Origin of the sequence: Williamsia limnetica (assembly GCF_003217475.1) — a bacterium.
Taxonomy (GTDB): Bacteria; Actinomycetota; Actinomycetes; order Mycobacteriales; family Mycobacteriaceae; genus Williamsia; species Williamsia limnetica.
In genome coordinates this window covers 159,376-174,044 of record NZ_QJSP01000006.1, presented here as the reverse complement: position 1 = coordinate 174,044, position 14,669 = coordinate 159,376, and the positions used below count along the sequence as shown (strand labels likewise).

The 14,669-nt window shown below is 65.3% G+C and carries 13 protein-coding genes; 8 read left to right on the top strand and 5 right to left on the bottom strand.

Annotated elements, in window-relative coordinates; all coding sequences use genetic code 11:
* Positions 1–3: 3 nt before the first annotated feature.
* From kdpB to DFR67_RS11790, 3 genes are read right to left on the bottom strand one after another with little or no spacing between them, the layout of a single operon-like run.
* Positions 4–2,106: a potassium-transporting ATPase subunit KdpB gene (kdpB, locus tag DFR67_RS11800; RefSeq protein WP_110469722.1), complete on the bottom strand. Its 2,103-nt coding sequence runs from the start codon at positions 2,104–2,106 to the stop codon at positions 4–6.
* On the bottom strand, positions 2,103–3,788 hold the full coding sequence (gene kdpA, locus DFR67_RS11795) for a potassium-transporting ATPase subunit KdpA (protein ID WP_110469721.1): 1,686 nt from the start codon (positions 3,786–3,788) through the stop codon (positions 2,103–2,105). Before kdpA ends, kdpB begins: the two co-directional genes overlap by 4 nt.
* A 6-nt stretch (positions 3,789–3,794) precedes the next feature.
* Positions 3,795–3,893: a potassium-transporting ATPase subunit F gene (locus DFR67_RS11790; protein ID WP_110469720.1), complete on the bottom strand. Its 99-nt coding sequence runs from the start codon at positions 3,891–3,893 to the stop codon at positions 3,795–3,797.
* Positions 3,894–4,348: 455 nt separating this feature from the next.
* Between DFR67_RS11790 and DFR67_RS11785 the strand changes: the two genes are divergently transcribed.
* Genes DFR67_RS11785 through nadE form a run of 7 tightly spaced genes read left to right on the top strand, consistent with a single transcriptional unit; the run spans position 4,349 to position 9,962 of the window.
* Entirely contained in the window at positions 4,349–5,419 is a 1,071-nt protein-coding gene (locus tag DFR67_RS11785; RefSeq protein ID WP_110469719.1) for a glycosyltransferase family protein, read from the top strand.
* Positions 5,412–6,506: a glycosyltransferase gene (locus DFR67_RS11780; protein WP_110469718.1), complete on the top strand. Its 1,095-nt coding sequence runs from the start codon at positions 5,412–5,414 to the stop codon at positions 6,504–6,506. The genes DFR67_RS11785 and DFR67_RS11780 overlap by 8 nt, the downstream gene beginning before the upstream one ends.
* Positions 6,503–7,480, top strand: a complete 978-nt coding sequence (locus DFR67_RS11775) for a glycosyltransferase family protein (RefSeq protein ID WP_110469717.1) — start codon at positions 6,503–6,505, stop codon at positions 7,478–7,480. Before DFR67_RS11780 ends, DFR67_RS11775 begins: the two co-directional genes overlap by 4 nt.
* On the top strand, positions 7,477–8,316 hold the full coding sequence (locus tag DFR67_RS11770; RefSeq protein WP_110469716.1) for a glycosyltransferase family 2 protein: 840 nt from the start codon (positions 7,477–7,479) through the stop codon (positions 8,314–8,316). The genes DFR67_RS11775 and DFR67_RS11770 overlap by 4 nt, the downstream gene beginning before the upstream one ends.
* A gap of 56 nt (positions 8,317–8,372) precedes the next feature.
* Positions 8,373–8,546, top strand: a complete 174-nt coding sequence (locus tag DFR67_RS30785) for a hypothetical protein (protein WP_170135213.1) — start codon at positions 8,373–8,375, stop codon at positions 8,544–8,546.
* A 46-nt stretch (positions 8,547–8,592) separates the two neighbouring features.
* The gene (locus DFR67_RS11765) at positions 8,593–9,141 is read left to right on the top strand and encodes a CinA family protein (protein ID WP_110469715.1); all 549 of its coding nucleotides are present in this window, start codon (positions 8,593–8,595) and stop codon (positions 9,139–9,141) included.
* A complete protein-coding gene (gene nadE, locus DFR67_RS11760; protein ID WP_110469714.1) occupies positions 9,138–9,962 on the top strand; it encodes an ammonia-dependent NAD(+) synthetase in 825 nt (274 codons plus the stop codon). The genes DFR67_RS11765 and nadE overlap by 4 nt, the downstream gene beginning before the upstream one ends.
* Before the next feature lie 7 nt (positions 9,963–9,969).
* Here the strand turns inward: nadE and DFR67_RS11755 are convergent, their stop codons facing one another.
* The gene (locus tag DFR67_RS11755) at positions 9,970–11,073 is read right to left on the bottom strand and encodes a glycosyltransferase (protein WP_110469868.1); all 1,104 of its coding nucleotides are present in this window, start codon (positions 11,071–11,073) and stop codon (positions 9,970–9,972) included.
* 241 nt (positions 11,074–11,314) lie between these two features.
* On the opposite strand from DFR67_RS11755, the gene DFR67_RS11750 reads away from it, so the two are divergent.
* Positions 11,315–13,513, top strand: a complete 2,199-nt coding sequence (locus tag DFR67_RS11750; protein WP_110469713.1) for a putative bifunctional diguanylate cyclase/phosphodiesterase — start codon at positions 11,315–11,317, stop codon at positions 13,511–13,513.
* Here DFR67_RS11750 and DFR67_RS11745 read toward each other — a convergent pair.
* Positions 13,501–14,484 carry an oxygenase MpaB family protein gene (locus DFR67_RS11745; protein WP_211325015.1) on the bottom strand — a complete coding sequence of 328 codons (984 nt, stop codon included), beginning with the start codon at positions 14,482–14,484 and terminating at the stop codon, positions 13,501–13,503. The genes DFR67_RS11750 and DFR67_RS11745 overlap by 13 nt on opposite strands.
* Positions 14,485–14,669: the final 185 nt, after the last annotated feature.

Sequence of the window (14,669 nt, the reverse complement as noted above, 5' to 3'; positions counted from 1 at the left end):
CGCCTACCCCATTCCCGGGAGAAAACGGACCACCAGGTCGATCAGCCAGATCCCGAGGAACGGCGTGATCACACCCCCGAGCCCGTAGATCAACAGATTGCGGCCCAACAGTTTCGATGCCGAACTGGGCCGGTAGCGGACACCGCGCAATGACAACGGGATGAGGGCCACGATGATCAGGGCGTTGAAGATCACCGCCGATGTGATCGCTGACTCCGACGAGTGCAATCCCATGATGTTGAGTTTGTCGAGTTGCGGATAGATGCCACTGAACAGCGCAGGCAGGATGGCGAAGTACTTCGCCAGATCGTTGGCCAGCGAGAACGTGGTCAGCGCTCCACGGGTGATCAGCAGTTGCTTGCCGATCGCCACCACATCGATCAGCTTGGTGGGGTCGGAGTCCAGATCCACCATGTTGCCCGCCTCTTTGGCGGCTGAGGTACCGGTGTTCATCGCCAACCCGACATCGGCCTGCGCGAGGGCCGGGGCGTCGTTGGTGCCGTCGCCGGTCATGGCGACCAACCGCCCACCGGCCTGCTCCTTGCGGATCAGTGCCAGTTTGTCCTCCGGCGTCGCCTCGGCGACGAAGTCGTCGACACCGGCTTCCGCAGCGATCGCCGTCGCGGTGAGCGGGTTGTCGCCGGTGACCATCACCGTCCGGATCCCCATCGCACGCAGCTGCGCGAAACGCTCGGCCATACCCGGCTTCACGACGTCGGAGAGTGCGACGGTCCCCAGGATGACCGCACGGTCGTCGCCGGTCTGGGTGCCGACGACCAGCGGTGTGCCGCCTGCTCGCGAGATGTTCGCGACCTCGTCGCTCACCTCGCTCGGGGTGTCCCCGTGGTTGTCGGCGACCCACCGCAACAGCGCGTCGGCCGCGCCCTTGCGGATCCTGACCGTCCCCGCGGTACCCGGCACATCCATCCCGCTCATCCGCGTCTGGGCGGTGAAGGGCACGATCTCCCGGGTGGCGCGATCCGCGGCGTCGAGCGCCGCCGGGTCCTGACCGAACTCGACCCGACACAGTTCCACGATGCTGCGGCCTTCCGGGGTGTCGTCGGCCAGGCTCGATTGACATGCTGCCAGCGCCAATTCCGGCAGTGTCACACCGGGAGCCGGCACCAACGCAGTCGCCTGACGGTTGCCGAAGGTGATGGTTCCGGTCTTGTCCATGAGCAGCGTGTCGATGTCACCTGCCGCCTCCACCGCACGCCCCGACATCGCGAGCACGTTGCGTTGCACGAGTCTGTCCATGCCGGCGATCCCGATCGACGAAAGCAGCGCGCCGATGGTCGTCGGTATCAAACAGACCAGCAAGGCAATGAGTTTCACCGCATCCGGCGTCTGTCCCGCGTACTGCTGCATCGGCCCGACGGCCACGACAGCCAACAGGAAGATGATGGTCAGGCTCGAGAGCAGGATGTCGAGAGCGATCTCGTTGGGGGTCTTCTTCCGCGACGCCCCTTCGACGAGAGCGATCATCCGGTCCACGAACGATTCACCCGGCGAGGTCGTGATCTTCACGATGATCTTGTCGGACAACACCACCGTGCCACCCGTCACCGCGCTGCGGTCACCGCCCGACTCCCGGATCACCGGTGCGGATTCGCCGGTGATCGCCGATTCGTCGACCGTGGCGATGCCGTCGACCACGTCGCCGTCTCCGGCGATCACTTCCCCGGCTTCGACGACGATCAGGTCGCCGATCACCAGCGCGCTGCCCGAGATCTCGGTGATCGCGCCGTCTGCGTCCAGACGCCGGGCGGTGGTGTCCTGCTTGACCTTCCGGAGGCTCGCGGCCTGTGCACGGCCGCGACCCTCGGCGACCGCTTCGGCGAGGTTTGCGAACAGCACCGTGAACCAGAGCCAGAACACCACGGCGAACGAGAACCACGAGGGCTGCCACACCGCGAGGACCGTCGTGATGATCGCGCCCAGATAGACGACGAACATCACCGGATTGCGGGCCTGATCTCGTGGGTTGAGCTTACGAAGGGCCTGGGGTACCGAGGTGATCAGCTGCCGGGGGTCGAATGCTCCGCTACCCGCCAGGTCATCGTCGGGTCGGACGGGTGAGGGGTCGCGCTCGGCGACTGCGGTCATGACAATGCCTCTGCTATGGGTCCCAGCGCCATGGCCGGGAAGAAGGTGAGTCCGGCGACGAGAAGAACTGTGCCGGTGAGCAGGCCGCCGTAGAGCAGGCCGTGGGTCGGAAGGGTGGCCGAACTGGAAGGTCGGGGCTTCGACGAGGCCAGCAGTCCTGCCAGTGCGAGGACGAAGATGATCGGCAGGAACCGGCCGAGCAGCATGGCGATGCCCAGCGCTGTCTGGAACCAGTCACTGGTGACGGTCAGTCCGCCGAACGCACTACCGTTGTTGTTCGCCGCAGAGGCGAACGCGTACAGCACCTCTGAGAATCCGTGAATCGATCCCGGAGTCCCGGGGTCGCCGCCGTTTCCCTGGAAACCGGTGGTGGATGACAGAACCACGGTGATCGAGGTGCCGATGAGCACCAGCGCCGGCATCACCAGGATCGACAACGCCGCCATCGTGATCTCGTGCTGGCCGATCTTCTTACCCAGGAACTGCGGGCTTCGACCCACGAGCAGGCCGCCGACGAACACCGCGATGATGGCCAGCACCAGCATCCCGTACAGCCCGGTGCCGACGCCGCCGGGTGCGACTTCACCCAACAGCATGTTCCAGATCAGAGCGCCGCCGCCGCCCGCGGAATACGAGTCGTGGGCAGAATTCACCGCCCCGGTGGACGTGCCCGTGGTCGAGACCGCGAACAGCGCGGACCCGGCGACCCCGAAGCGCTGTTCTTTGCCTTCCATCATCGCGCCTGCCGCCTGCGCCGCCAGCCCATTGGTGTGCGATTCGAACGCCCAGACGACGGCGACCATGCCGGACCAGATCGTCGCCATGACCCCGAGAATGGCCAGGCCCTGCCGGCGGTCGCCGACCATGGTGCCGTAGGTGCGGGTCAGGCATACCGGGATGATCAGCAAGGCGATGATTTCGACGATGTTGCTCAGCGGTGTGGGATTGGAGAACGGGTGGGCTGCATTGGCCGACAGGGTTCCACCGCCGTTGGTGCCGAGTTCTTTGATCGCTTCCTGAGATGCGAACGGCCCGACCACGCCGGACCCGCTCGTACCGTCGAGACCGATGAAGTCGAAACCGCTCTTGAACGACTGCACCACGCCCTGGCTGAGCAGCAGTACCGCGACGATGAGACTCAGTGGCAACAAGATCCGCAGCGTTGCGCGGGTCAGGTCCACCCAGAAGTTGCCGAGTTCACCGTCACCCTTCTTGGCGATGATGCCCCGGACGAGCGCGATCGCCACCGCGAGGCCGACCGCGGCCGAGAGGAAGTTCTGGACCGCAAACCCGATCATCTGGGTGAGGTTGCTCATCACCACCTCGGGTGAGAAGGATTGCCAGTTGGTGTTGGTGACGAAGGAGATGGCGGTGTTGAAGGCCATCGACGGCGAGACCGCGTCGCGACCGTCGCTCCAGGGCAGCACGCCCTGCACTCGCTGCAGCGCGTAGAGGAACAGCACCCCGACGAAGGAGAACGCCAACACCGCGGTGGCGTAACCCGTCCATGTCTGGGACCGGTGCGGATCGACCCTCGCGATCTTGTAGAGGATCCGTTCCGGCGCACGATCGCGCTGGGTGGAGAAGACGCGAGCCATGTAGTCGCCGAGCGGGACGTACGCCGCCGCGAGGATGAAGACCACCAGCCCGACCTGGAGGGCGGCGGCCAGAGAAGAGTTCACGTTTGCCTAGAACCTTTCGGGAAACACCAGGGCGGCGCAGAGGTAGAGCACCACCACGACCGCGATGATCAGCAATACGACGTTCGTCGCGCCGTCGGCGGTCACCTGCGGGTCCTGGCGGCCACGAGGCGCAGGACGAGTGCGCACACTCCGAAGCCGCCGATGATCGCCGGCACGAAATACAGATCTGCCACGCCCACTCCTGAAGATGAGGGAGCCGGACCACTCGGTCGGGTCCGGCCTGTGGATTCAGCATGGTCACCGTCCGCCGTCCGCCACCAGATCGTTGACGACCTCTATACGCGCGCAGCCTGCATCTTTACGGGATCTTTGCGCGCACCCGACGTTGACAGCGGAGAACCCGCCGCACTCTGGCTGACCAAACTGTTCCGCGCGCTCCGGGACTGATCGTCCATTTCCTTCCCAGACGATTAGCCGCCCTCATTGCTGGGTACAAGTTCCTTCGGCATGGCGAGGCGGCGGGACCGCCGCGCCGTGCCTGTCTTTGGTTGAGTAGTCAGCCCTGAACGCCCGTGAGCGATGGTGAAGTGAGGTCGTGCGTGAAGCGGAGCAGTATCAGGGTCGCGTCGGTGCCGAACTCTCATGTGTACGTCCGGCACATCTCGCCACTGATGCCGGAGGAGACGAATGTCATCCGGCTTCCTGATCCTCTCCCTGCCGACGGCACGGACGAGCCGGGCGTGTGGTGGCCGCCCCGCATGTTCGATCCGCAGTGGATCCGCGACCACCACGCCGAGTTCGATGTCTTTCACATCCATTTCGGATTCGACGACGTCACACCGGCGACCATGATCGACGTGATCTCCGAGCTTCGATCGCACGGCAAACCGATCGTCTACACGCTGCACGATCTGCGCAATCCGCACCATCCGGAGCCTGGAGCGCACGAGGAGATACTCGACATCCTCGTTCCGGAGGCCGACGAGATCATCACGCTGACCCCGGGTGCGGCCGAGCGCATCCAGGGCAGCTGGAACCGCACCGCCACTGTCTTGCCCCACCCTCATGTGGTTCCGCCGCGGTGGTTCACCCGACGCCCGACCGACTCCCCCGAGTTCACCGTCGGCGTACACGCCAAAAGCGCACGAGCGAACTGCGATCCGCTGACCGTGGCGCAGGCCCTGGTGGAGATCGCCGCGTCGTACGACAACATGGTGGTGCAGATCAACGTGCACGACGACATCTTCGATCGCAGCAGTCACGGGTTCGACCCCGACCTCGGAAAGGCCTTGCGCACGCTCGGCGCGAACCGTCACGCGCGGCTGGTCGAGCATCGACGGTTCACCGATGACCAGTTGTGGACGTATCTGCAGGGACTGTCCGTATCGGTGCTTCCGTACCGCTTCGGGACACACTCCGGCTGGCTCGAGGCATGCCACGATCTCGGCACAAAAGTCCTCGCCCCCAGCTGCGGTTTCTACGGTCAACAGCAGGAGTGTTTCGGATTCGACCTCGACGAGAACCATTTCGACCCCGAGACCCTGGCTGCAGCACTGAAATCGGCATACGAGACTCCCGCGCCGGCACCGTCCTGGTCGGAGCGGTTGGCACAGCGACAATGGCTGGCCCAGCAACACTCCGCCATCTACAGCAGGTGCCTCGATGCCTGACGGAACGACGGAACGCCCCTTGCAGATCGCGGTCATCGCTTCGAGCCGCCACCCCATCGCAGAGCCGTTCGCCGGCGGTCTCGAAGCCCACGTGTGGCACCTGACCCGGGCGCTGACCGCCGCGGGACACGAGGTCACCCTGTTCGCTGGACCGGGATCGGACGTCGGCCCCGGCGTGCATGTGATGCACGTCAACATCTTCGAGCCTTCCGAGGTGGCACGGGGTGATGTGTCGATGCCGTCCGAGACAGCGATGCGCGATCATCACGCGTACCTGACGTTGATGCTCGAACTCGCCGCCGATCCGGGCCGGTTCGATGTGATTCACAACCACAGCCTGCATTACCTGCCCATTGCGATGGCCCCCGCTCTGTCCACCCCGATGGTGACCACTCTGCACACCCCACCCACGCCCTGGCTGGAGTCGGCGATGACCGCCGCGCCCCATCCTCGCTGTGTGGCCGTCAGCGGTCACACAGCCCGGCTGTGGGAACATGTGCTGGGCCCGACGCCCGTGGTCCGCAACGGGGTTCGGATCGAGCACTGGCCCGAAGGCACGGGCGGCACCGACCTGGTCTGGTTCGGACGGCTGGTCCCCGAGAAGGGCGCACACCTGGCGATCGAGGCCGCCCGCCTGGCCGGGAAGCCGCTGCGACTTGCCGGCCCCCGGAGCGACGAGCACTACTTCACCACCATGATCGAGCCTGCGCTCGACGACCAGATCCGCTACGTCGGGCATCTCGGGCACAGTGCCCTGGCCGAACTCGTCGGCTCGTCGGCGGCCACCCTCGTCACTCCGATGTGGGACGAACCGTACGGGCTCGTGGTCGCCGAGTCACTGGCGTGCGGCACACCCGTGGCCTCGTTCGACCGCGGTGGCATTCCCGAGATCGTCGGCGCCGACGGCGGAATCCTCGTCCCACCCGGAGACGTTGCGGCGCTGGCGTCGGCGGCGCTCGCGGCAGCGCGGTACGACCGCTGCAGCGTCCGGCAGCGCGCGCTGACCCACTGCAGCGAAGACGCCATGATGCAGCAGTACCACGTGCTCTACTCGGAGATGGCCGGCCGCGAGAACATCCCGGCATGATCGGCTACTACATCCACCACCAGGGCAGCGGCCACCGCATGCGCGCGGAGGCGATCACCGGTCAGCTCTCGGTACCGGTTGTCGCGCTCAGCAGCGCCGACATCGACAGCACCGGGTACGCCGACCTGATCAGGCTCATGCGAGATGATCTGTCGGAGAACCCCCTTGACGTCGCCGCAGGAGGAGCGCTGCATTGGGCGCCACGCCTGGACAGCGGACTGCGGGCGCGGATGGCCCAGATCGCGGAGTTCGTGTCCGTGCACCGCCCCGACGCGATGGTGGTCGACGTCTCCGTCGAGGTCGCAGCCTTCGTACGACTGCTCGGTGTTCCCGTGATCGTCACCGCGATGCCGGGGGAACGGACCGACCCACCTCATCTGCTGGCATATCAATTGGCCGACGCCATCATCGCCCCGTGGCCGCAGGAGCTCTACCAACCGGACTGGCTAATCCCGCACCTGCACAAGACGACGTTCACGGGTGGCATCAGCAGGTTCGACGGGCGGCCGTTGGACGTGGCCACCGACTGCGAGTCCGACGTCCTGATCATGACGGGGACCGGCGGAGCCACGACCTCGCAGGAGGCGGTGACGCGGTTGGCCGCCGACCACCCCGACCTCACCATTCGCGGGCTTGGACCGGCGTTCGGAACGTGGAGCGACGATCCATGGCTGCAGTTGTGCAGCACCAGACTCGTGATCACCAACGCCGGACAGGGCAGCGTCGCCGACGTGGCCGCCGCCCGCAAGCCTGCGGTACTCCTGCCCCAGGACCGCCCATTCGACGAACAGCTACGCACCGGGAGAACCGTCGCCCGTGCGGGTCTGGCGCACGTCGCCCCGGCGTGGCCTTCCGCCGGTGAATGGGCGACCATCCTGGCCTCGATACCGAAGTCGGCGTCGTCCTGGTCGCGGTGGCGCACAGCAGGCGCCGCGCGACGGGCAGCGGCGGCCATCGAGGCAGTGCTCGGATGACCTCGGCACCCCGGTCACCGAAGGTCGTCGCCATCACCATCGTCTCCGGTCGCCATGATCACCTGGCGCGCCAGCTCGACGGGGTGAGGGCAGCCATGACGCCGCCTGCAGAACACCTCATCGTTGCGATGGATGATGCTGCGGTACACGACATCGCCTCGCAGTACACCGACACCAGGGTCATCGACGTCGAACGCACAGGCGCGCACCTGCCTCTGGCGCTCGCGCGCAACCTCGGCGCGCAGACCGCGATCAATGCCGGCGCTGAGTTACTGGTCTTCCTGGACGTCGACTGCGTACCCGGTCCCGAGTTGTTCCGGTACTACGGCGCTGCCGCCGAGCGCAGGGTGGGCGAGCGACTGCTCTACTGCGGTCCCGTCACCTACCTGCCTCCGCAGGCGGACCTGTCCGACCTCGCGGCGCTGACACATCCGCACGGTGCACGCCCCGACCCGGAGTCCGGCGACATCGTCCTCGGAACCGAGATGACCCTGTTCTGGTCGTTGTCGTTCGCGACGACCGCGGCGAACTGGCAGATCATCGGCGGATTCTCGACCGCATACGAGGGCTACGGCGGTGAGGACACCGATTTCGCCATGTCTGCTGCGGCGAATGACTTTCGTATCGCCTGGGTCGGAGGCGCGCACGCCTATCACCAGTACCACCCGGTGTCCGACCCTCCGGTGGAACACCTCGACGACATCCTGCGGAATGCCCGGATCTTTCACTCCCGGTGGGGATGGTGGCCGATGCAGGGTTGGCTCGACGGCTTCCGCGACCGAGGTCTGATCGCGTTTGATCCGCGCACCGACGACTGGGTGGCTTCCGAGGACTGATCGGGCTTCGCGGCCACCCACGTTTCAGGGCCGCCCAGAATGGCTACGTTCCAGGCATGCCGAAATCAGACAATGAAACAGGGCTCGATGAGGTGATGGTCCCTACCGAGACCGTGAACCCCGATCACCGCGAACACGCCAAGTCGCCCAAGCACCTTGATGACGACGCCCTGAACGAACGGGCCGAGCACGAGCAGCAGCTGGTGGACGACGCGCAAGACAAGAACTGACGCCTGAAGACCTGCAACACAGCATCATTCGAGTACGGAGGAGCCGATGATCGCCGATCCCGACGACCGGGTACCCACTGATTCGGAGCTCGCGCAATGGTGCGAGCAACTGGCAGAGTTGGCCGAACAGAACGACCGGGTGATCGCCACCGCCGAATCGCTCACCGCCGGTAACATCGCCGCCGAGCTGGGACGCGCATCCGAGTCGGGCGACTGGTACAGCGGAGGCATCATCGCCTACCGCAAGCAGGTCAAACATGACGTCTTGCACGTCCCAGACGGACCGGTGGTCAGCGAAGCGGCAGCCACAGCGATGGCGCGTAGCACTGCGGCGCTGCTCGGTGCCGACCTGACAGTCGCGGTGACCGGTGAAGCCGGACCCGAAACGCAGGAAGACGTGCCACCGGGGACCGTGTGGTTCGGGGTCTACGACAACGGATCGGTCCAGACACTGCACCGCGTGTTCGAGGGAGAACCACCAGACGTTCTCGCTGCGACGATCGCGACCGGCGTGGATCTGCTCATCCAGCACGCGAAGGCGGGTGTCGGCAATCCGGAGGAACAGACCCCGCGACCCGGGGAGCAGGCCTCATGACCTCACTCCGTGACGAGATCATCAATTCACTGCAGGTGTCACCGACGATCGACCCCGAGGCCGAGACAAAATCGCGAGTGCAGTTTCTTGTCTCGTATCTCTCTGCCACCGGCACACAAGGATTGGTGCTCGGCATCAGTGGGGGTCAAGACAGCACGCTGGCGGGAAAATTGAGCCAGATGGCCGTCGACCAGGTCAATGAGGCCGGGGGTGACGCTGAGTTCGTGGGCGTGCAATTGCCGCACGGCAAGCAGTCCGACCAATCCGACGTCGACATCGCTCTCGAATTCATCAAGCCATCCCGGGTGATCAGCATCGACATCAAACCAGGCGTGGACGCCGAGTCCACCGCGATCGCCGACGGTCTCGGGGTCGACCGTTTGCGGGATTTCGTACGAGGGAATGTCAAAGCTCGCGCCCGCATGGTTGCGCAGTACGCAGTGGCCGGCGAGCGCAACCTACTCGTGGTCGGAACCGACCATGCCGCCGAGGCCGTCACCGGGTTCTACACCAAATACGGGGACGGCGGGACCGACATCAATCCCCTGGCGGGCTTGACGAAAAGCCAAGGTGCGCAGATTCTTCGCTCCTTGGGCGCTCCGGAGTCGACGTGGCAGAAGGTACCGACAGCCGACCTCGAGGACGACCGGCCCGCGCTGCCCGACGAAGAAGCGCTCGGGGTGACGTACTCGGAGATCGACCGTTACCTGCAAGGCGAGTCGGTCTCTGCCGAGGCCGCCGAGACGATCGAGACCGCCTACCTGCGCACCCGGCACAAGCGTCATCTACCGGTTGCGCCTTCCGACACGTGGTGGCAGTGACCGTTGGTCAGCCGACGAGAGCTGCCAGCATGCCGTCGACGGCGTGCGGCCAACTGAACTGTTCCGCGCGCTCGCGGGCACTGGACCGCCGTTGAGCGACGGGTGAGTCCAATACGGCCATGACCGCGCGGGCCACACCATCCGCCGAATCCGACGCCAGCGCACCGGACTCGGGCGTCACGATCTCTGCCAGCGCCGAACTGCGCGACACCACCACCGGGGTGCCTGCCGCGAGCGCTTCGACAGCGGCAAGCCCGAACGTCTCGTGGGGTCCCGGCGCCAGCGCCACGTCTGCGGACGCCATCAAGGCGGCAACCTCGGACCGACTGCCCAGGTAGCCCGCGAAGTCGACCGGAAGCCCCTCCGCACGCCGCGTGAGCTTGCGCATCCCAGGACCGTCGCCGACGACCAGCAGTCGTACGGACATCCCCGAGTCACGAAGCAGCGCAACGGCATCGATACTGCGGTGTACGTGCTTTTCCACCGACAGCCGTCCACAGTGAATCAGCAGATGCTCAGCTCCTCGTCGGGCCCGGTGACGTACTGCGTCGTCGTGTCGCTTCGGATGGAACACCTCGAGGTCGACGCCGAGCGGAACTCGGCAGAGGTTGCTCGCGCCGATGCGGTCGAACTCCTCACCGGCGAACGCGGTGGTACACACCACTGTGTCGTAGGCACGAGCGGTCGCCCGATTGGCAACGTCGGCGAGTGATTGCGCCATGGAACGTGGAAGAACCTGGCCGAGTAGCCGGTCGAGTCGCTCGTGGGCGATCATCACGCTGCCCACATCCCGTTCTCGCGCCCAGGCCCCCATGCGCCGCAATGTCAGGCGGTCGGACACCTCGATGACGTCAGGATCCAGCGACGCGGCCACCGCAGCAACGGATGTGAAGCGAGCGACACGGTATCCGCCGGTGAACGGAAGCACCGGGGCGGGCACCGTCACCCGGACAACTCCCGAGGTGAGAACTTCACGCTCGGCAGCCGGTCCAGGAACGATCAACGTCACGTGGTGGCCGCGCCGGACGTATCCGGACCCCAGTTCGTCGACCGCGGTACGGAGTCCCCCCGACCGTGGACCGTAGAAGTTGGCGACCTGCAGTATTCGCATGGTCGCAGTGTCGGCGTCTGCCAGACCCGTTGACAGAACACACGGTGGCACCGCGGTGAACTCCGTGAGAACACCTGCCCGGTATCGCGGTGGCATCCCTGGGCTCTGAACTGCTGAACGCGCGAGCGCTTCGGTGGTCAAATGCGTCCGCCACCCGACGTACCGCAGTAGATTCATAGGCAGCCTGAGGTCAAGCCCCGCCTGCCCCGGCCGACGCCACGGCTCCGGGAGGAGGACAACGATGCCAGGACCCGAGCACGAATTGCCCATCCTGCAAGCGCTGATGGAGCGTTCGCCCGATCTCATCTCCCTGTCGGAGTTCTCCGGCCTGGTGCGGTACATCAACCCGGCCGGCCTCGAGTTGCTGGGACTGAACGCGCTGCCGACCGACGGCCCCCTCACCACCCAGGACTTCTTCACCCCAGAAGGTTTGCGGGTGGCAGGCGAAGTAGAAGAAGGGCTGAGCACCGTAGGACATTGGCAAGGTCGCAGCGAGATGCGCCACTTCGGCACGGGAGAGGCCATCCCGGTCGCCATCTCGACGTTCGTGGTGGAGAGCGACGGCGACAATCCGCAGTTGATCGCGTCCTATGTCCGCGACCGCCGCGCGGGCCATGACCGGGACCTACAGCTCCTCGACGCGGCCGCCAGCGCGTCGCAGTTTGCCGCGGAGCAGCAGTCGGTGGCCGAACTCAGCCGGTTCGCCATCAGCGGCGACCTTCCCCAGCTACTCCCCATCGCGACCGACGCGGCCGCCACGATGATGGGCGTCGAGCGGTCGACGATCACCCGCGCCGATGTCCGCGACGACTCCGTTCTGGTCCTCGAGGCGTTCACCGGAACGCCCTGGAAGTTGGGCCGCATACCCGCGGGTACCTATTCCCTGATGGGTTACACGATCTTGCGCAATACGCCGATCGTCTGCGTTGACATCGCGGGGGAAACCCGCTTCGACACCAGCGCCATGGCCACCGCCGACATGAAGAGCGGGGCGTCGGTTCCGATCGCCGGCAGTTCCGGGCCGTGGGGTGCGCTGTCGGTGCACAGTGTCCGCGCTCGCCCGTACGGCCCGCGCGAGATCGCATTCCTGCAAACAGTGGCGGGTGTGCTGTCCACGGCAATTCGTCGCATCGAACTCGACCGGCGGCTGCGGCACCGTCGAATGAGTGATCAGTTGACGGGTCTGCCCAACCGGGAGGTGGCCTACGAGTGTATTGATGAAGCGCTCGCACGCGCGCGACTCAACGGATCCCTGGTGGCCATACTGCTGCTCGACATCGACGACTTCAAGATCATCAACGACAGTCTCGGCCATGACACCGGCGACATCGCGTTGCGCCATTTCGCCCGCCGACTCAACTCGGCGACCCGCCCGCAGGACACCGTGGCCCGTCTGGGTGGAGATGAGTTCCTGATCATCTGCGAGGGCGTCGAGGACGTTGCGCATGCCCAGGAGATCGCTCGTGCGATCACCGAGGAAATCAGACAGCCACTGGTCGACGACAACTCTCCGACGCCGCGGAGCGCCAGCATCGGGGTCGCAGTGTCCGACCGATCGTCGACCAGACGAGACCTCATCCACCAGGCCGACCTGGCGATGTACCGCGCGAAGAGCACCGGCACCGGCGGTCACGCCGTGTTCGACAATGCCGATGTGTACGACGCCGAACGCATCCGGACTCTGTCGCTGGCATTGCGGAAAGCGCTGATTCGCGGCGATCAGATGCACATGGTGTACCAGCCCATCGTCGACATCGACAGCAACCGGATCGTCGCGGTCGAGGCGCTGGCGCGGTGGAACCACCCGACGCTTGGGTCGATCGGGCCGACAGAGTTCGTCGCCGTCGCCGAACGCACCGGCCTCTCCACCGAACTCGGCACGTGGGCTCTGCGAACTGCGTGTACTCAGGCCGCCGTCTGGCGCCAAACCCGCGACGTCACCATCCGCGTCAATGTGAGCGCTCTGCAACTACGGGATGCAAAGCTACCGAGTCAGGTCGCGTTGGTGCTCGCGGCGACCGGGCTGCCCCCGACGGCCCTCGGCCTGGAGATCACCGAAACCGTCTGGGTCGAGGACACCGAGCGGGTCGCCGACACGCTCACCGAACTACACCGGATGGGTGTGGGAATCCTCCTCGACGACATCGGTGTCGGGCACAGTTCCATCTCTTACCTCGATCGCTACCCGCTGTTCGAGTGCTTCAAGATCGACCAGTCGTTCATCGCCAAGCTACCCAGCCCACGCGGCGAGGCCATCATCACCGCGATCGTCTCGCTCGCGACCGCCTTTGACGTAACCGTCGTCGGCGAGGGGGTCGAGACGTCCGAGCAGCTCGAAGCTCTCCGGAAGTGCGGGTGCCACCTGGCGCAGGGGTATCTGCTCGGCCGACCTATATCCGGTGACGACACAACCGCGCTGCTGAACGCTCAACTGGACTGAGCTGCCATCGCATCCCGGTGTAGACGGCGTGCCGATTCGATGAGCATGACACCGTCGGGTCCCCACATCAGTCTCATGAACTGACGTTCGATCGGCGGCTGCTGCATGAGCCAGACGATCGGCAGGACCGCCTTGCTCGACAGCACCGCAAGTCCCGCCCGCGCGCGACCCAATCCCAAGGCACGGCGCGCCTTTCCCGAAAGCACCCCGGCCATGGGCAGATTGAAGATGATGGCCTGGATCATCAGAGGTAGAATTGCTCGGATCTGTGTGATGTGGAAGTTCTTGATCATGGCCTTGCCCATGACTTTTTCGAAGTCCTCACCGGTCTCGGGAATGAGCTTCATCGTCGAACTGTGGCGAAACAGGTCGTCGTACTTTTCGTAGAGCACCGCGAGCTGAGCCATCGTGGTAGGTATTTCGTCCTCGGGCACACCATGCAGACGCACATAGCGTGCGGACTCGCCCATGAATCGGTCGCGGGCCTCGGATGGGAGTCGATGCGGCAGCTTGCCTTCCCGAAAGGCAAAAGCCTCATACACCCGAAGCATCGGATGCATCTCGGTCAGCGCCGCCCACATCACCTCGCGCGAGTCGGTCGCGGCGTAGCCACCCAGTTCTGGTTCGCCGACGTCGATGATGTCGCCGGCCACCCGCCTGTGGATCGTACGCAGGTGTTTCGCCATCTTTTCGGCAGTTTCGGTGTCACCCAGCCACATCGGCGCGTGCATGCCCGCATTGCGTTGTAGCCGTTCGAACGAGTCGAAGAACGTCAGGGTGCCTTCGCGGCCCTTGAGCGAGATCGGATCGCGGTCACGGATACCGGCCTCGATCGGTTTGTAGATCGTCTGCATGAAACTCTGGATGGAGTTGTGGAAGACAATCGTCGCCGGATGGAGCAGAACCTCCCACACCTCGCTTCCCGGACCGAAGATCCCGTAGTCGGGTGTCCCGTCCGCTGTGAGCGACACACCCGCCGGTGTCGGCTCTCCGAATCGCCGCCATCGTCGCTCCGTACCGAGAAGACGCTCTTTTGTGAGGACGTGCTGCACGGACGTGACGCTTCGATCATTCGCGACGTGACGCATACCCACCCCTTGAACTCCAGTTCCCGGCCGGGAATTACTGCTGGAGCGACTGTAAGCTGACCATTCGG